Raw genomic sequence first — 16,573 nt, forward strand, 5'->3', positions numbered from 1 at the left:
GGCCGGGGCCCGCCGTCGTCCGCTGCGCGAGGGGGAGGGGTTCACCGCCTTGGCTCCCGTCGCAGACAGCGACCTCGCACGGGGAGGAGTGGCGGGGCAAGGGCCCGCGGACACAACGTCCGCCGACGTCCCCTGTTCGCTGGAGATCCCGCACATCTGACTGGGCATCACATGGCGACAGTCGGCGAGTGGGAGTGGCCGGAGGCTGCGGTCCGCAGGGCTACGGGTGCAGTATCACCTTCGTGTAGCCCTCGATCCGCTTGTCGAACTTGTCGTAGCCCGACGGCGCCTGATCCAGGGGCAGTTCGTGGGAGACGACGAAACTGGGCTTTGCCCTGCCCTCGATGATCATGTCGCGCAGGTACCGGTTGTAGCGCTTCACGTTGCACTGTCCCGTCCCCATCCGCAGGCCCTTCTCGAAGAGCTTGCCGATCGAGACGAGGAGCATGCCCTGCTTGGCCTGCTCGTCCGGGCCGCCGGGGTCTGAGGGCACATAGAGGCCGGGCACGCCGAGCGCTCCGGTGGCTCGAACCGTGCCGACGAGCGAGTTCAGGACGGTCGCCGGTTCCTCGCGGTCCGTGCCGTGCCCTGTCGCCTGATAGCCGACGGCGTCAATGCCCTTGTCCGTGCCGATGCCGTCCGTCTGGTCCTTGATCTGCTCGATCGGGCTGCCCTCGGAGAAGTTGACCGGAACCGCGCCTATCTCCTCGGCCTTCTGCAGCCGTTCGGGGACCCGGTCCACGACGAATACCTTCTTCGCGCCGCGCATCAGAGCCGAGTAGGCGGCCATGAGTCCGACAGGCCCTCCGCCGTACACCGCGACGCTCTCGCCCGGGCGGACCTGGGCGAGCTCACAACCGTGGTATCCGGTGGGGAAAATGTCGGCGAGCAATATGAAATCACTTTCGTGCTCGTTTCCCGGCGGCAGCTTCAGGCAGTTGAAGTCGGCGAAGGGTACGCGCAGATATTCGGCCTGGCCGCCCTTCCAGGGGCCCATGGCGACGTATCCGTACGCGCCGCCAGCGAAACCGGGATTGACGGTCAGGCAGTAACCGGTGAATCCCTCGACGCAGTTCATGCAGAACCCGCAGGCGACGTTGAAGGGCATGACCACGCGGTCGCCCTCCTTGAGTGAGGTGATGCCCTGGCCGAGTTCTTCGATGATTCCCATGTTCTCGTGGCCGAAGACGATGCCGGGCTCGGCAGCGGTACGGCCCTCGTACATGTGCAGATCGGATCCGCATATCGCGGTGGAAGTGACCCGTACGATCACATCGTTCGGATGCTGGATGCTGGGCTTTTCAACCTCTTCGACCGCAACGCTGAACGGCCCTTTGTAAACGACGGCCTTCACGGCTGCCACCTCCGCTCGGTGACGCATGTATGTGATGTCCACGCCCCCGCCCGTATTCTCCGCGTGACCCATCTCTCATGATTCTCCGTCCTGCACGATCGGACAAGCCGGTAACGTCGATGTGAATAACTGCCCGGTGCCGTGCAGAGAAAAGCAGTGGAGAGGGAGGCCGAAAAATGTCAGCACAGCGACTGGGAACGCTGCTTGTCCCCGTGCCGGGTTTGTCCGGCACTACCTACCCGCCGGGAACGACCGTGACGGTCCGCGGCCGAGGCGCTACGGTCGACGCCTTCGTCAACGGCGACTGGCTTCCCCTGTCATGGTGGGAATTCTCCGACGGTCTGCGCGAGGACATCGCCGACCGCTGACCTCTCCCTTGCATGGGGCCCGCCCTCATCGGTTTCCGGACGGGATGCTCCGGCGCGACCGTCGGCCCCGCTTCTGACGTGAGAACCACGAAGCTCCCGGCAGTGAGCTCTGTCTCTGCCGGGAGCTTCGCGTGTCCGCCCACCCGTCATGGTTCGGGGAGAGGGCGCCCGTGTCGGAGGTTCCTCAGTTGTGGGCCCCGGCAGGCTGTCCGCAGGGGCCGGTGTTCCTGGCCCGTCCCGTGCGGAGCCGTTGCGCGGCGAGCGCAAGGGCGCTGAAGGCGATGACGGCCGCGCTGTAGACGACCGAGGTCTCGTGCAGGCCGACGTTCGTGGTGGCGATCCCTGCGGCCACGGCCGGGATGCTGAAGGCCAGGTAGGAGATGACGAACGCGACCGCGAACAGTTCGCCCCGCTCGGCAGGCTCGGCGATTCGGGCCAGTGTGCCGAAGCTGGCCAGGGCCGAGCCACCGAAGCCGATTCCGGCGATGGCGGTGCCGGCTGCGGCCATGGTGAGCGAGTTCGCCTCCACACCGCCCAGAGCCACTGCCGTGCCGAGGAGCAGCAAGGTGGCCGAAAGCGCGAGCGTGCGCTCGGTGGGCCAGCCGCGCAACGCGAACGCCGTGATCGAGGCGGGTGCGCAGAGCAGGGTGACCACGAGGCCGCCGATGACGTGGCTGGAGAGGCCGAACAGGTTGGCGGCCACTGACGGACCGAGTGAGAGATACAGTCCGCCCAGTGCCCAGCTCGCCACCAGGATCGGCACGAGTGCTATCAGGTCCGTGCGCAGTCGCGGAGCAACGCCGAGACGCGGCTGAAGCGACCGTACGACGCCGGGCCGGCGCTGTGCCGTCTCGGGCATGAGGGCGACGAGCAGACCGGCGAGGGCCAGAGCCGCGAGCAGCAGACCGTAGACCAATCGGGTCGGGTGCGGCCCGTACTGCGCAAGGACGCCGCAGCCCAGTGCGCCGAGGCCCAGCCCGAACGTCGGGGCCGCACCGGTGATGACGCCGGCGCGGTGCGGCGCGTGGGGCGGGTTGAGATCGACCAGGGTCGCGCCGAGTGTCGTCATGGCCGCGCCTGTGGCGACGCCCTGGACGAAGCGGGCCGTCAGAAGGATCGAGACGTCGCCGGCGACGATGAACAGTGCCATCGCCACCGCTTCGAGGGCGATGGCCGAGGCCAGGACCGGTCGGCGGCCGATGTGATCGGACAGTGCGCCGAGCACGAGGAGTGCCGCGATCATTCCGACGACGTACACCGCGAAAACGGTGGTCAGTGTGGTCGCAGAGAAGCTCCATTCGTGCTGGTAGATGACGTAGAGCGGCGACGGCGCGCTCGATGCGGCCATGAAGAGGACGAAGACGGCCGCGATGGAGGCGAAGGCCATCGGCCGGCTCAGCCCGCGCCGCACGCGACCGGACGGGTGGCCGCCTGGGGCTGGGGTCGACGGGATCTTCTTGTGGGACGTGGGTGCGTCAGACATGCGCTCTCTCCGAATGCAGTGATCACTGCGTTAGTAGTCCTACCCTAACGCAGCGATCAGTGCGATAATTTCCGCATGACCGAAGCAACAGTCCAGCCCCGTCCCGGCGGCCGATCCGCGCGGGTGCGCGCGGCCGTTCACCGCGCGGTCGGGGAGCTGCTCGCCGAAGAGCCGGCCGAGGTGCTGACCATTCCCGCCATCGCGGCGCGCGCCGGCGTGCACGCGACCACGGTGTACCGGCGGTGGGGTTCAGTGGCGCAGCTCCTGGCCGACGTCGCCACCAGTCGGTTCAGTGGCGATGTCGTGGTGCCGGACACCGGCTCTCTGGTGGGTGACCTGGAGCGGTGGACGGGCGATGTCGCCACCGACCTCGCCGATCCCGACGTCCTCGCCCTGATGCGGGCGACGATCGGCTCGGGTCCGGAGGGCGGCAGCGCCTGCACGGCCGACCGGCACGCCCAGCTCGGGGCGATCATCGAGCGGGAGCGCGCTCGAGGCGGCAAGGCGCCGAGCGTGGAGCGGGCCGTCGACGGACTGCTCGGTCCGCTGTACTACCGCGCGATCTTCAGCGGGGAGCCCGCGTCCGGCGAGTGGGCGCGGGGCCTGGTCGCGCCGTTGCTCGCGGCGGTCTAGGCCGTTGCGTCGGGAGCCCCCTGGCCGTTGTTCCGGGCGCCCATGGAAGGGTCATGGCTCTCGGTGCTCGTGGGCCGCCGATTCCAGTGCCGCGACCTCAGCCTCGGCCAGGCGGGCCTCGGCATCGACATCGATCGACCGGGTGAGCAGCCAGTAGAGCACCGCGGAGACGGGCAGCCCGATGAACAAGGCGATGTCCGCACCGCCGAGCGCGTGGGCGGCGGGTCCGACGTAGAGCGTGCCGACGGAGAAGAACGGCACCATGACGGCGAAGCCGACCAGGTAGGCGATGATGCCGTGCCAGCCCCAGCGGCCGTAGATGCCGTGCGGGTTGAAGATCTCGGCGACCGCGTAGTGGCCGCGGCGCACCACGTAGTAGTCCATGAGGTTCACGGCGGTCCACGGAATGAACAGGTAGAGCACCAACAGCAGGAAGTTGTTGAAGTTCTCAAGGAAGTGGGCGGTGGAGGCCAGTGCCCCCACCACGGAGAGCGCCGCGGTGAGGCCGATCGTCACGAGCCGTACGGCGACGGTCGGCCGCACCCTCTTGAACGAGTCGATCGCGCTGATGAGTGTGAGGGACCCGCCGTACATGTTCAGGGCGGTCACCGAGATCAGACCCAGGGCGGAGAACAGCAGGACGATCGCGCCGAAGCCGCTGAAGACCTTGTCGCCCGCCGCGTTGATCGAGCGGACGGTCTCGAAGTCCTTGCCCGCCCACGCGGCGAGCAGGGCGCCGAGACACATCAGCCAGATGCCGCCGAGCGCCGACCCGAAGTACGTCCAGTAGAACGTCTTGCGGACGGTCACGTCCGGCGGGAGGTAGCGGGAGTAGTCCGAGACGTAGATGGCCCAGCTGATCTGGTATCCGGCGACCACGCCGAACTGCGCGAGGAACGGGGTCCACTGGAAGCCGTCGAGGTCGAAGGAGCCCGGGGGGTAGTGCAGGGTGAGGAGGATGCCCACGGTGAAGATCCCGAAGATGACCAGGAACGTGTACGTGAGGACCCGCTCGGCGCGGTGGATGACGTCGTAGCCCACCAGCGCGATGACGAATCCGATGAGTGTGACCACGACGACCCACAGCTTGACGCCGCCGTGCAATGTGGTGTGCAGGGCCTCACCGGCCAGGATCGTGTTGAAGATGTTGAACCCCGCGTACTGCACATAGGCGAACAGCCATACGAGCAGGGCCCCGACGTAGCCGAACTGCGGCCGTGACTGGATCATCTGCGGCAGTCCCAGTTGCGGGCCCTGCGCGGAGTGGAAGGCCATGAAGAACGTGCCGAGGATGGTGCCCGCGGCGATCGCGATCAGCGACCAGATGAGGTTGCCGCCCTCGGTGATGCTGATCAGCCCTACCGCCAGGGTGGCGATCTGCGCGTTGGACATGAACCACAGAGGCCCCAGGTGCCAGAGCTTTCCGTGCCGCTCGTCCAGGGGGACGTAGTCGATGGAGCGGATTTCCAGACCCGATACCCGTGGCTGCGACGATGTGGTCACGAGTGCCTCCTTTGAGCGGGTTCATCATGTGATGAGAAGGTTAACCACCTGTGATCACGTTCATCGTCTTGTCGTATCGGCCGAGGAATGCCGTACCGGTCAGTATGTCCGACCGGTAAGCAGCGCAACCCCAGGTGCGCCACGCTACTGAAAGGATGAAAACGGCCCCTGGCGGGCTGCTCCGGCGACGCGCCCTGGAACGGATCACGCGTCAGGTGATCGCGACGACACCCGTGGAGCGGCCGTGCCGGAGAACCGTCTGAAGAGACCGGGGCGTCCGGGCGTCCTGTCCTGCAGTGCCGTCGTCTTCGCGGCGACCGCCCTCGCCGGAGCGGGGGAGGCGCAGGCCGCCGCGCGGGTGCCCACCTGTTTCGGCCGGCCGGCGACGACCACGGGCACCAGCGGGACACCGGGAGCGGACGTGATCATCGGCACCGCGGGCGCCGACGTCATCGACGGCCTTGGTGGCAACGACCTGATCTGCGGTCTGGGCGGGGACGACCGTCTAGTCGGCGGACCGGGCGCCGACTCCGTCGACGGCGGGGACGGCGACGACACCCTGATCGGTGACAACTTCGGCGCGACCGGAGGCGTGACGGCCGCCACGGGCCAGGACCTGCTGTTCGGCCGTGCCGGAAACGACAGTCTGGTGGGCGACAACTCCGCTCAGCAGGGCGCCGCGGTCGGCGCCTCGGCCGACCACCTGTTCGGCGGCCCCGGAGACGACGGCATGGTCGGTGACAGCAGGGGCGACACCGCCTCCCGAGGTGCGAACGACCGTCTTGAGGGCGGCGACGGCAATGACAGCCTCATCGGGGACGCCTCGGGTTTTCTCGGCGCCTCGGGGCCGGTGACGACGTACTCCTTGAGGGGCCCGGGGAGTTCGGCGACGCGACGGGCGACAGCGTCGCCGTCTCGGGCAACGCGCGCGGGGCCGGCGGTGACGACGTCATCGACCTCGGCGAGGACAGCGGCACGATCGCGACCGGGGACCACTCCGCTTCCGGAGGCACCGCGGTCGGCTCCGGCAACGACCGGATTGCGGGGGGAAGCGCGGGGGAGTTCTTCATCGCCGGCGACAGTTCCCTGGGGGACGCCACCGGGGCGACCGCCGGGCGCGATGTGATCTACGGGCGCGGTGGGAACGACCTGCTGTTCGGCGACAACATCGACCAGAACACCCAGAGCGTTCCGGGAGCGGGCGGGGTCGACTCGATCGACGGAGGAGCCGGGGACGACATCCTCAGGGGCGGCCCCAACGCCGATTTCCTCAACGGCAACACCGGTAAGGACGACTGCGACGGCGAGGAAGGGCCCGACGTCGAGATCAGCTGCGAGATCTGACCCCCCAGGATCCGATGGCCGAGCCGTCCGGCCTGCTCGAGGACGACCTGTTCGAGGACGACCTGTTCGAGGACGAGCTGATCGAGGGCGAGCTGATCGAGGGCGGCCTGCGCGAGATACGGCCTGCGCGGTTCAGGCCGTGACGTCCTGGTACTGGCCGAGATAGCGGAAACGGCCATCGGACGCCTGGAAGAGATACAGCCCGTCCACGTTGTAGCCGGTGCTCGATGCCGTGTAGTGCAGTCGTTTGGTGATCCCCCGGTAGTCGGTGTCGCGCAGCCGGTCCACCATCGCGCCCCGTTCCGCGCGGGAGGCGCCCCCCGTCGTCATGACACGGGCGACGAAGAGCATCGCGTCGTAGGCCTCGGCGGAGTACCAGGGCGGGGCGGCGCCGCCGAAGCGTGCGCGGTAGGCGGTGACGAAGGACCGCGCGGCCGTCACGCGGGTCGGATCGAGGAAGGCGGTGGAGAAGACCCAGCCCTCGGCGGCGTCGCCCGCCGAGGTGAGGAAGCGGGGGTCGAGGGCGCGCTGGGTGGCCAGTCGCGTACCCGGGTAGCCCGCGGAACGCAGCGCACGGGCCAGTTTCGCCGCGCGCGCGTACCCTCCGGCGAACACCACCGCGTCCGCGCCCGACTCGGTCAGTTTCTCGGCCAGGGTGCGGAAGTCGTCGGCCGCGTCGTTCTCGGCGGCGAGGGTGCGCCGGGTCGTGGTGTGCCCGCCGGCTCGCATGGCCTCGCTGACGCGTGTGCAGATCTCCCAGCTGAATCCGCCCTCGGCCGCGTCGTCGACCAGCACCGTCCTGCGGGCCCGGGCGGTGCGCACGAGGTGGGCGACGATCGGCGCCGCCAGGGTGGCGTCGGCCGGGCGGGTGGCCGCGTACACCCGGTAGGTGAAGGAGGACACGTCGTCGAGTCCGACCGACACGGAGACCATCGGGAGCAGAGCCTGCTGATAACGGTCGAGGGCGGCCTTCGCGCAACCGTCGGTCGTCGGCCCGATCACCGCGCGGACCCGGTCGTCGGCCGCCACTTGCCGTGCGACCCGTTCCGCCCGGGTCGTGCTGCCCGCGTCGTCGTGCACGTGGAGCGCCAGCTCGAAGCCGCGGTCGGCACGGGAGTTGAGGTGGTCGACGGCGAGCCGGACGCCGTTCTCCTGCGCGCGGCCCGCCGCCGCGTGGCTTCCGCTCAGATCGGCGTGCAGGGCGACGGCCAGCCGAGGAATCCGCGCGCGGGTCCCCCGCGTCGAGGCGCGGCCGGGGCGGTCCGCGGTCCACCAGGCCGTCGTTCCGCCCGCTGCCAGGACCCCGGCGGCCGAGCCCAGCACCAGGAAACGGCGTCGCGCGGAAGCCTTCGGCGGCCGCTCCGGGCCGGGTACCGGATCGTCGCCGGGCGGCACGTCGACCGCCGTCGTCCTGGAGATCTCGGTCGCCTCGACGGAGGGCAGGGCGAGTACGGCCGTCGATCCGAGCGCGATCAGACGGGTGAGCGACTCCGGCAGCCAGCCCCCGCTGTGCCGGCCGTCAGGATGCTCCCGGTCCAGGGTCCGCCGTACCTCGGCCACGGTGGGACGGGAGCCGGGTTCTCTTCCCAGGCAGTCCCGTAGCAGCGGCAGCAACGTCGCCGGAACGCCGTCGAGGTCCGGCTCGTCGTGGACCGTACGCATCAGCACCTCGGCCACCGAGCCCCGGCCGAAGGGGCGTTCGCCCGTCACGGCGAACGCGAGCAGACAGCCGAGCGAGAAGACGTCACTGGCCGGCCCGATCTCCCTGCCCCTGCCCCTGGCCTGTTCGGGGGAGAGGAACCCGGGGGAGCCGACCACCATCCCGCTGGCGGTGAGCGCGGTGTCCTCCGGCATGCGGGCGATACCGAAGTCGATCATTCGCGGTCCGTCGACCGCGAGCAGCACATTGCCGGGCTTGACGTCCCGGTGCACCAGACCCGCCCCGTGTACGGCGTCCAACGCCTCGGCGAGGCGGGCCCCCAGGAACCGGACCGAGCGGTGCGGCAGCGGTCCGCCCCCCTCCACCGCGTCCTCCAGCGAGGGGCCCGGCACGAAAGCGGTGGCGAGCCACGGCGACTGCGCGTCCGGGTCCGCGTCGAGCAGCGGTACCACCCAGGGGCTGGAGACCCGTCCCGCTGTCTCCACCTCACGCCGGAACCGGGCACGGAAGCCCGGGTCGTCCGCGTACGCGGCGCGGATGACCTTCAGCGCGGCGAGCGAACCCCCGGCGGAGCGGGCCAGATACACCACACCCATGCCGCCCGCGCCCAGTCGGCGCAGCAGCCGGTAGCCCGCGATGCCGGCCGGGTCGGCGCCGCGCAACGGCTCCATCAGCGCCCCATCAGGTGGACACCTGGTACGGCGCCACGCCCTGGTACCGGAACCGGCCGCCGGTGACCTTCCACAGGAAGACCCCGGTGCCGTCGACGACGAGGGCCCCGGTCTTCTTGTCGAACGCGAAGTTCTTCGTGATCCCCTTGTACGTGGCCGAACGGAGCGCCGTCGTCAGGTCCTGGCGGGTGACGCGCGCGGCGGGCAGCGTACTCAGAGTCCTCACCGCGAGGCGGGCCACGTCGTAGGCCTCCACGGCATACCGCTCCGGCTCGGCACCGAAACGCCTGCGGTACGCGGCCGCGAACGCCCTGGCTTGAGGAGCCACGGAGGAGTCCATGACGGGGGCGACGATGACCCAGCCCTCGGCCGCGTCCCCTGCGGCCGACAGGAACCGGGGGTCGAGCACCCCCTCGGCGGCGGTCCGGGCCCCCGGGAAGGCACGGCTCTTCAGCTCCCGTGCCAGCAACGCGGCCCGGTCCTGAAAGCCGGCGAAGACCACGGAGTCCGCTCCGCCGTCGAGAAGGGCGTCGAGGGTCGGCCCGAAGTCGGTCCGCAACGCGCTGACCACCTTCGGCACGGCCGGCTGTCTCGCGTCCCGCAGAACCCGGCTCAGCGTGCTGCTGATCTCCCAGGCGTACGCGTCCGCCGCCCGGTCGTCGACGATCCCGATCATGCGCGACTTCGCGGTGCCGCGCAGATACGCGCTGAGATAGAAGGGCAGGATCGTGTCCGTGGGACGGGCGTGGAGGAGGGACCTGCTGCCCATCACCGTCAGCACGGTGGCTCCGGGCGAGACCGCGATGACGGGCAGCAGCGCGGCGTCGTACGTCGCGAGCGAGGCCTGGGCGGTGGCGTCCGTGGTGGGACCGATCACCGCCAGGACGGAACGGTCGGAGACCAACTGCTCGGCCGCGGCGGGCGCCTTGGCCGGATCGCCGCCGTCGTCCACGGTCTTCACGGCGAGCGTGAACGGCCTGTCCGCATGGGCGTTGAACTCGGCGACCGCGAGCCGCAGTCCCTTCTCCTGAGCCTGGCCGACCGTCTTCTGATCACCGGTCAGGTCGGCGTGCAGCCCGATGGTGTGCACGGGCCGGGCGACCGTCGAGGCCGAGCCGGAGGCGTTGCCGTTGCGCTCGCCGTCACCGGAAAGCGCCGCCCAGGCGGCCAGGCCACCCCCGGCTGTGACGGCCGTAGCGGCACCGGCCAGCAGGAGGCGGCGTCTGCCCACGACGCGGCGCCGCGGCGGGGCGGACGCCGGTACGGTGGCGCCCTCCGCGTCCGCCGCACCGGGACCGATCGCCGCGGAATCGAACTCGGTGTCGTCGATGCCGGGCAGCGCGAGTCCCGCGGCCGACCGTTCGGCGATCAGCTGGATCAACGGTTCGGGCAGCCAGGCGGCTTCGCCGCCGGGGACGTTGTCTTCGGAGGCCCGGTTCCGCGCCCGCAGGGCCTCGCGGGGATCGGGGGGCGCAGCGTCCTGCACGGGAAGCAGGGGGGTGGTGGAGGAGTCCGCCCCGGGTACCGCGAGGGCCTTCGACAGCGCCGACGCCGTGGGCCGCAGATGCGGGTCTTTCTCCAGGCAACCGCGCACCACCTGGTCGAGCTCCTCCGGAACACCCTCCAGATCCGGCGCGTCATGCACCGCGCGGAACAGCAGCGCCTCGAGCGAACCGGTACCGAACGGCGGGCGGCCGGTGGCCGCGTAGGCCAGCACGCAGCCCAACGAGAAGATGTCACCGGCCGGTCCCAACTCCCGCCCGCCCTGGGCCTGTTCCGGTGACAGGAAGCCAGGGGTACCGACCACGACGCCGGTCGACGTGAGCGCGGTGTCCTCTGGGTCGCGGGCCACACCGAAGTCGATCAGACGTGGTCCGTCGAGCGCCAGCAGCACATTGCCCGGCTTGACGTCCCGGTGCACGAGACCGACGGCGTGAAGGTCCCGCAGTGCGTCGGCGAGCCGGGCGCCCAGCACCCGGAGGCTCCGCGCGGGCAATGGACCGTGCGCGGCGACGGCCTCACCGAGCGAGGGCCCCGGTACGAAGGCGGTGGCCAGCCAGGGTGCCGCCGCTTCGGGGTCCGCGTCCACGAGGGACGCCACCCACGGGCTGGCCATCCTGCGTGCCGTGTCCGCCTCGCGCCGGAACCGCTCCCGGAAGTCGGCGTCCTCGGCGTACTCGGCCTGGATCACCTTCAGCGCGACCAGCGATCCCCCGGCGGAGCGGGCCAGGTACACCACACCCATGCCGCCCGCGCCGAGTCGCCCGAGCAGCCGGTAGTCCGCCAGCTTGGCCGGGTCGGACGTACGGAGCGGTTCCATCACTTCCCCTTCAACCGCTGCTGGACGCGGGTCAGCATCTGTGCCAGGGCGTTGGTGCCCAGTTGATCGAGTTCCGGCTGGGTGCGCCCCTTCGCGCCCGTCACCGAGACGGCCACGACGACCGTGCCGAGCCGGGCGACCATCCACCGGTACGACTGTGCGCCGCCCTTCTCGACGTACTGGCCCGCTTCGAGTACGGAGTCGTCGGCGTACTGCTGCTCGCGGGCGCCGAAGGGGGTGCCGAGCGACATCAGGCCCGTGATCCGCTCGTCGGTCCGGGGCTGCTGCTGCGGGCAGCGCAGAACTTCCTCGAGGGTGGTGCTCAGTTGGTCGTCGGCGCCGAGTACGGAGGAGTGCGCGGTGGCCGCGGCCGTCACCTTGACGGTGCCCTTGCCCTCGCGCCCGGGCAGTCGGCTGTACCGGGACGTGCTGGCCAGTACCCCGTGGGGGAGCTTCTCCCGCTGCCAGCGGCAGCCGCCGTCCAGCACGGCCCAGGTGCCGGGAGTGCTCCGGGCCGGATCCTGGGCGACGAAGCCCCTGCCCCAGTCGCTCGGGGCGAGCACGACGGAGTCGACCAGTTTTCGCGCGTCCTTCGAGGTCCGGGGGACAAGTGCGGTCTCGGGTGTTGACCCGGAAGCGGCGTTCGAACCATCCGTAGGGGTCGCTCGGGATCCCTGCGAGGTGCTGGGTGAGGCCGCACCGCCGGAAGCGCCCGCACAGCCGGTCAGCAGACTTCCTGCCATCAGGAGGGGCACCCAACTCCCGAGCCCACCTGCGGAGTTGTTCTTCACTCAGTCCCCTCGAAACCGTCCGTGTCGTCCGACTCCTCGAACGTAGACGGCTACGACGACGGCAGCCTCAGTGAAAACACGTAATCGGTCACGTATTGGGGAGCTTGCTCGCGAGCACGTCGACGTACTCGATGGAGGGCGGTTCACGGAGCAGCTCGGTTCCCTTTTCCGCGAGTGCCTTGCCCACGCCGCCGACCAGGTGGGCCCGGCGGGCGGCGTCGTCGGGGAACGCGTCGAAGATGGCGAAGGTGGACTCGTCCAGTTGCACGGCGAACCACGCCACCGTGTCGGGATCATCCTCGACGACGGCCCGAGCGCTGGTCAGAAACTCCGCGAGGTCCTTCTCCCTGCCGGGTCTGGCCTGGACCCGGACCCACAAGCCGACGTTGACCATGTCAGCCGCCTCCCAGCACGCAGCTTTTGGTCCTTTTGTCACTATTTCAACCCCGTCACGCCCAAGTGGCATGTCAACCGGGGCTTCCCCCCCCCAGGAGCGGGCCCGCGGCTCGGCGAGCCCGGCGGCCAGGGTCGGCAACGTGGCCGGGGGCAGTGGGCCCCGGGCGGTGACGGCCCTGCCACATCCCCATGGGGCGGCGAACGGGCCGTTCCGGCCGGAGAAGTCAGTCCTTCGCTCGCCGAGCGGAATGATCGAACGTGAGCGAGTGCTGCTCGGGCTCCGGCCTGCCGTCGCGCCGTGCGTCGTGCTGGTCGAGGAGGGTCAGCAAACCCTCTACGCTCAACCCGGCCTCCGCCGGGTGCCGGAGGATGGTCCCCGGTTCGATGTGGTAAATGTTGGAACGGCCCTGGCGGGTGTGGGTGAGATAGCCCTCCTGCTCCAGATCGGAAATGATCTTCTGGACGGCGCGCTCGGTGAGTCTGCATCGTGCGGCGATGTCGCGGATTCGGGTTCCCTGATCCCTGGAGATGGCGGCCAGCACCCGGGCGTGGTTGGTGAGAAAGGTCCAGCCGGAATGTCCCTGTGGTACTTCACCCATGTCTCGAGGATACGGCCCGGCATTCGCGCATTCAAAAGGGTGAAAGAAAGTTCCTGTATCTCTTGACGTGTGAGGATCTGAAGGCTGACGCTTGGAGTAGTGAGATAGGCGGATGCCCCAGGAGCGACTGCCATGCACGAACGTCCACTCTCCGTCCAGGTCGGCAGCGAAGGCTTCTGCCCGCTTCTGAAGGCCGTGGCACGTCCGGCCGGTGAGCGGACGGTGGCTGCTGTCTCCGGTGACATCGACACCGAGCACCAACTCCAGCGCTCCCTGTGCGAAACCCTCACGCGGTCGATCGGCGGACCACCGACGGCCGTGACAGGCATCCCGGCAAGAGCGGCAGAGCGCACAAGGAGGATGGGTTGAGCGGCGACGCCGAGCAGGACCTGCGCACTGAAGTCGTCCAGCTCAAACGGGCCATGCAGACCCGGCCGGTCATCGATCTGGCCCGGGGAGTCCTGATGGCCTCGTTCGGCCTGAGTGCCGACGACGCCTGGAGTGTATTGGTCGAGGTGTCCCAGCACACCAACACCAAAGTCCACCATGTCGCCGAAGACCTGGTCGGTGCCGTCAACGGAGATCCGCTTCCCGACCCGCTCCGGCAGCAGGTGTCCACGGCGGTCGCCGAAGTCCTCGGTCCCGATGCCCCCGACCATCCGAGCGTCGAGTGGCGCTCTCCCGCCGACCGGAGGTCACAGGCCGGCGGTGAGAGAAGCACGCTGCCGATGTCCGACCATCGTCGCGATCTGTCGTCGGACCCGCTCTGATCCCGGCCTTCGGCCTTACCGCCCGCGCCCCTTTCCTGCTGACGCCCAGGTTCCTCTCGCCGAAGCCGCCGAAGCCCCGTCACGCACGCTTGCGGCCGACGCCCGCGTACACCCAGTACTCCGACGGGTTCTCCGGGATGTGGTCGTCCGGGGCCGGGCGCCACAGGGGTACGTAGACCAGGTCGGGCTCCACCAGGTCGAAGCCGTCGAAGAGATCCCGGATCTCGCCGCGGGAGCGGGCGGTGACCGGGGAAGTGGCCTTGGACCGGTACAGCTGCCCCACGGCGGCGGCCGTGTCCGGGCGATCCTGGTTCGTCGCATGCGTGAGCGCCAGCCAGCTCCCCTCGGGCAGGGCGTCCCGGAACGCGGCCACGATGCCGGCGGGGTTCTCCTCGGGCGTGATGAAGTGCAGGATCGTGATCATCAGTACCGCTACGGGCTGCTCGAAGTCGATCAGCTTCCGTACCTGCGGGGACGACAGGATTTCGGCCGGCCGGCGGATGTCGGCGTCGACGATGTCAGCGCCGGGATTGTCGGCGAGCAAGGCAGTGCTGTGGGCCACGGCCACCGGGTCACTGTCCACGTAGACCACCCGGGCCTCCGGGCTGGCCGCCTGTGCCACCTCGTGGACGTTGCCCTGCGTCGGGATGCCCGATCCGAGGTCGATGAACTGCCGCACCCCGGCCTCGACCAGAAAACGTACAGCCCGGCCGAGAAACGCGCGATTGGCCCGTGCCAGCGTGCGCACCTGGGGGTCGATCGCCGTGAAGGCCGCCAACGCCTCCCGGTCTATGGGGAAGTTGTGCTGTCCGCCGAGCATCGCGTCGTAGATCCGGGCGACGCTCGCCTTGTCGGGATCGATCCCCTGCGGGAGACCGTCGTTGTCGGCCAACTCAACTCCCTGTCATGTCCGTGATCTTGACGCCCCATCATATAGTTGCCGACCAGGTGTGGCGGGACGATGCCCAGGCCACGCTGCCGGAGTCGAGCCCCACCGGAAAGGCACAACCCTGCGGAACGAAGCGCAATGTCCCACGGACGACGAACCCGCCACCGTGCGTTCACGCCGTCAGCCGGCCTTCTTCCCCGCGGCCGACGCCATCGGCTCGGAACTCGACCTGGGCCTGACCGGCAGCCATGTCGTCCACGCGCTGACGCCCGGGTTCTGCGACGCGGCCTCGGTCTACCTGCTGGAGCGCTGGCTGCTGGAGGAGAACGCGTACGCCTCCGCGGAACCACCGCAGATCGAGGCCCGCCGACTGGCGCTGCGCATCGGAACGGACGCGCCCGAGGACTGGGAGGGGCTGCTGCCCGTCGGAGAGGTCATCGTCTTTCCGCGCGGGACGCCCTACACGCGTGCCGTCGCCACCCTCGAGGCGCAACTGCTCGACACGGTCGACGCCCATACGTCCGCTCGGCTCGGCGCCTCCGGTGGCGGCGACGCCCGCATGGATGTCCTCCTGCGCACGGCTTCCTTCCTCGTCGTCCCGCTCCATCTGCGCGGTACTGCCGTCGGATTCATCGCCTGCACGCGCGGCCCGGACGAAGCGCCTTTCCTGCCCGCCGACGCCGAGGCCGTGGAGTCGCTGGCCGCGCGCGCCTGTGTGGCCCTGGACAACGCGCGCCGGTACGAACGCGAACGCCGTACGGCACTGGCCATCCGCCGAAGCCTGCTCCCTGCCACCGGGCAGGTGTTCGATGGGTGCCGTATCGCCCACGGCTACCTTCCCGCCGGGCACGACAACATCATCGGCGGTGACTGGTTCGACGTGCTGCCCCGGTCGGGAGGCCGCGTCAGTCTGATCGTCGGAGACGCCATGGGCCACGGTCCGGAATCGGCCGTCGCCATGATCCAGCTGCGCACCGCCGTCCGTACCCTGGTGGGACTGGACATCTCCCCGGCCGAGCTGATGCGCCGCCTCGACGCGCTCGCCTGTGACACACCGGGAGCTTCCTTCGCCACGTGCATGTACGCCGAGTGGGACGCGAGGCGCCGCATCTGCACCTTCGTCGGAGCCGGTCACCCGCCCCCGCTGATCCGCGATCCGGGCGGACGGACCAGGCCGGTCACTCTCAACAGCCCGGGCCTGCCCCTCGGACTCGGCATGGGGACGTACGAGCCCACCGTCCTGGACGTGCCCGACCCCGTGCTGCTCCTGCTCTACAGCGACGGTCTGGTCGAGTCCCGCCACACCGACATCGACCAGGGCATCGCGCGTCTGGCCGGCCTTCTCGACACGGCCGGCGTCGACCCCGACGGCGGCACCGGCCCGGACACCCTGCAATCCCTGTGCCGGCGGCTGCTTCACGGCACGTCGGCCACCAACGACGGAGCGGACGACCGCACGCTCCTGCTCACCGAGCTCGTACCCGCGACGAGCCCACCCCCACCGCAGGAGCCGGAGAGCTCCTCCGATCGCCTGCCGCAACCGCGCTAATCGCCCGCCGCGACCGCGTTAGGAGTTGCCCTGCGGTGGTACACGGAGGTGACGAGGGGGGCTGATCGCGGGAGGTTGCCATGCTTGTCCTCGGCATCATTCTGCTCGTCGTCGGTTTCGTCACGGGCATCAGCATTCTTTGGACGATCGGCGTGATCCTTGTGATCATCGGACTCGTCCTGTGGATCCTCGGGGCCGCCGGACCGCGCAGGCTCAGGTTCCCCGACGTGGGCACCACGCGCT

The 16,573-nt window shown here is 69.8% G+C and carries 17 protein-coding genes; 8 read left to right on the forward strand and 9 right to left on the reverse strand.

Annotated elements, in window-relative coordinates:
- Window positions 1-220: 220 nt before the first annotated feature.
- Window positions 221-1,354, reverse strand: coding sequence for a glutathione-independent formaldehyde dehydrogenase (locus tag ACFVWD_RS53275; protein ID WP_389605988.1), 1,134 nt, complete (start codon window positions 1,352-1,354; stop codon window positions 221-223).
- A 176-nt stretch (window positions 1,355-1,530) separates the two neighbouring features.
- On the opposite strand from ACFVWD_RS53275, the gene ACFVWD_RS53280 reads away from it, so the two are divergent.
- Complete coding sequence (locus tag ACFVWD_RS53280; RefSeq protein ID WP_030190387.1) at window positions 1,531-1,722, forward strand: hypothetical protein; 192 nt, start codon at window positions 1,531-1,533, stop codon at window positions 1,720-1,722.
- Between the two features lie 184 nt (window positions 1,723-1,906).
- Here the strand turns inward: ACFVWD_RS53280 and ACFVWD_RS53285 are convergent, their stop codons facing one another.
- A complete protein-coding gene (locus ACFVWD_RS53285) occupies window positions 1,907-3,205 on the reverse strand; it encodes an MFS transporter (RefSeq protein WP_389605990.1) in 1,299 nt (432 codons plus the stop codon).
- A gap of 75 nt (window positions 3,206-3,280) precedes the next feature.
- On the opposite strand from ACFVWD_RS53285, the gene ACFVWD_RS53290 reads away from it, so the two are divergent.
- A complete protein-coding gene (locus ACFVWD_RS53290) occupies window positions 3,281-3,838 on the forward strand; it encodes a TetR/AcrR family transcriptional regulator (RefSeq protein ID WP_384908827.1) in 558 nt (185 codons plus the stop codon).
- A gap of 51 nt (window positions 3,839-3,889) precedes the next feature.
- Here ACFVWD_RS53290 and ACFVWD_RS53295 read toward each other — a convergent pair whose 3' ends face one another.
- Entirely contained in the window at window positions 3,890-5,341 is a 1,452-nt protein-coding gene (locus ACFVWD_RS53295; protein ID WP_389605992.1) for a purine-cytosine permease family protein, read from the reverse strand.
- A gap of 244 nt (window positions 5,342-5,585) precedes the next feature.
- Between ACFVWD_RS53295 and ACFVWD_RS53300 the strand changes: the two genes are divergently transcribed.
- Genes ACFVWD_RS53300 through ACFVWD_RS53310 form a run of 3 tightly spaced genes read left to right on the forward strand, consistent with a single transcriptional unit; the run spans window position 5,586 to window position 6,828 of the window.
- Window positions 5,586-6,467, forward strand: coding sequence for a hypothetical protein (locus ACFVWD_RS53300; RefSeq protein ID WP_389605994.1), 882 nt, complete (start codon window positions 5,586-5,588; stop codon window positions 6,465-6,467).
- Window positions 6,464-6,685 carry a hypothetical protein gene (locus ACFVWD_RS53305; RefSeq protein WP_389605996.1) on the forward strand — a complete coding sequence of 74 codons (222 nt, stop codon included), beginning with the start codon at window positions 6,464-6,466 and terminating at the stop codon, window positions 6,683-6,685. The genes ACFVWD_RS53300 and ACFVWD_RS53305 overlap by 4 nt, the downstream gene beginning before the upstream one ends.
- 14 nt (window positions 6,686-6,699) lie before the next feature.
- Window positions 6,700-6,828 (forward strand): hypothetical protein, encoded by a 129-nt coding sequence (locus ACFVWD_RS53310; protein WP_389605997.1) that lies wholly within the window; start codon window positions 6,700-6,702, stop codon window positions 6,826-6,828.
- On the opposite strand, the gene ACFVWD_RS53315 is transcribed toward ACFVWD_RS53310, so the two are convergent.
- From ACFVWD_RS53315 to ACFVWD_RS53335, 5 genes are all read right to left on the reverse strand, one after another.
- Entirely contained in the window at window positions 6,818-9,016 is a 2,199-nt protein-coding gene (locus tag ACFVWD_RS53315; RefSeq protein ID WP_389605999.1) for a bifunctional serine/threonine-protein kinase/ABC transporter substrate-binding protein, read from the reverse strand. The genes ACFVWD_RS53310 and ACFVWD_RS53315 overlap by 11 nt on opposite strands.
- A 10-nt stretch (window positions 9,017-9,026) precedes the next feature.
- Window positions 9,027-11,336 (reverse strand): bifunctional serine/threonine-protein kinase/ABC transporter substrate-binding protein, encoded by a 2,310-nt coding sequence (locus tag ACFVWD_RS53320; RefSeq protein ID WP_389606000.1) that lies wholly within the window; start codon window positions 11,334-11,336, stop codon window positions 9,027-9,029.
- Window positions 11,336-12,079: a hypothetical protein gene (locus tag ACFVWD_RS53325; protein ID WP_389606001.1), complete on the reverse strand. Its 744-nt coding sequence runs from the start codon at window positions 12,077-12,079 to the stop codon at window positions 11,336-11,338. Before ACFVWD_RS53325 ends, ACFVWD_RS53320 begins: the two co-directional genes overlap by 1 nt.
- A 136-nt stretch (window positions 12,080-12,215) precedes the next feature.
- Entirely contained in the window at window positions 12,216-12,521 is a 306-nt protein-coding gene (locus ACFVWD_RS53330; RefSeq protein WP_389606003.1) for a putative quinol monooxygenase, read from the reverse strand.
- 226 nt (window positions 12,522-12,747) lie between these two features.
- Window positions 12,748-13,122 (reverse strand): helix-turn-helix domain-containing protein, encoded by a 375-nt coding sequence (locus ACFVWD_RS53335; protein WP_168487472.1) that lies wholly within the window; start codon window positions 13,120-13,122, stop codon window positions 12,748-12,750.
- Window positions 13,123-13,254: 132 nt separating this feature from the next.
- On the opposite strand from ACFVWD_RS53335, the gene ACFVWD_RS53340 reads away from it, so the two are divergent.
- Window positions 13,255-13,491, forward strand: a complete 237-nt coding sequence (locus tag ACFVWD_RS53340) for a hypothetical protein (RefSeq protein ID WP_389606005.1) — start codon at window positions 13,255-13,257, stop codon at window positions 13,489-13,491.
- Window positions 13,488-13,892: an ANTAR domain-containing protein gene (locus ACFVWD_RS53345; protein ID WP_389606006.1), complete on the forward strand. Its 405-nt coding sequence runs from the start codon at window positions 13,488-13,490 to the stop codon at window positions 13,890-13,892. The genes ACFVWD_RS53340 and ACFVWD_RS53345 overlap by 4 nt, the downstream gene beginning before the upstream one ends.
- A 79-nt stretch (window positions 13,893-13,971) precedes the next feature.
- Here ACFVWD_RS53345 and ACFVWD_RS53350 read toward each other — a convergent pair whose 3' ends face one another.
- Entirely contained in the window at window positions 13,972-14,784 is an 813-nt protein-coding gene (locus ACFVWD_RS53350) for an SAM-dependent methyltransferase (RefSeq protein ID WP_389606008.1), read from the reverse strand.
- A gap of 163 nt (window positions 14,785-14,947) precedes the next feature.
- Between ACFVWD_RS53350 and ACFVWD_RS53355 the strand changes: the two genes are divergently transcribed.
- Entirely contained in the window at window positions 14,948-16,330 is a 1,383-nt protein-coding gene (locus ACFVWD_RS53355; protein WP_389606010.1) for a PP2C family protein-serine/threonine phosphatase, read from the forward strand.
- Window positions 16,331-16,573: the final 243 nt, after the last annotated feature.

This window comes from Streptomyces sp. NPDC058086 (genome assembly GCF_042885015.1).
In the GTDB taxonomy this organism is placed as follows: domain Bacteria; phylum Actinomycetota; class Actinomycetes; order Streptomycetales; family Streptomycetaceae; genus Streptomyces.

Coding starts and splice junctions, on each gene's coding strand:
- ACFVWD_RS53280 (WP_030190387.1), top strand. CDS start 1,531: ATGTCAGCACAGCGACTGGGAACGCTGCTTGTCCCCGTGCCGGGTTTG.
- ACFVWD_RS53285 (WP_389605990.1), bottom strand. CDS start 3,205: ATGTCTGACGCACCCACGTCCCACAAGAAGATCCCGTCGACCCCAGCC.
- ACFVWD_RS53290 (WP_384908827.1), top strand. CDS start 3,281: ATGACCGAAGCAACAGTCCAGCCCCGTCCCGGCGGCCGATCCGCGCGG.
- ACFVWD_RS53310 (WP_389605997.1), top strand. CDS start 6,700: ATGGCCGAGCCGTCCGGCCTGCTCGAGGACGACCTGTTCGAGGACGAC.
- ACFVWD_RS53315 (WP_389605999.1), bottom strand. CDS start 9,016: ATGGAGCCGTTGCGCGGCGCCGACCCGGCCGGCATCGCGGGCTACCGG.
- ACFVWD_RS53320 (WP_389606000.1), bottom strand. CDS start 11,336: ATGGAACCGCTCCGTACGTCCGACCCGGCCAAGCTGGCGGACTACCGG.
- ACFVWD_RS53325 (WP_389606001.1), bottom strand. CDS start 12,079: ATGGCAGGAAGTCTGCTGACCGGCTGTGCGGGCGCTTCCGGCGGTGCG.
- ACFVWD_RS53330 (WP_389606003.1), bottom strand. CDS start 12,521: ATGGTCAACGTCGGCTTGTGGGTCCGGGTCCAGGCCAGACCCGGCAGG.
- ACFVWD_RS53335 (WP_168487472.1), bottom strand. CDS start 13,122: ATGGGTGAAGTACCACAGGGACATTCCGGCTGGACCTTTCTCACCAAC.
- ACFVWD_RS53340 (WP_389606005.1), top strand. CDS start 13,255: ATGCACGAACGTCCACTCTCCGTCCAGGTCGGCAGCGAAGGCTTCTGC.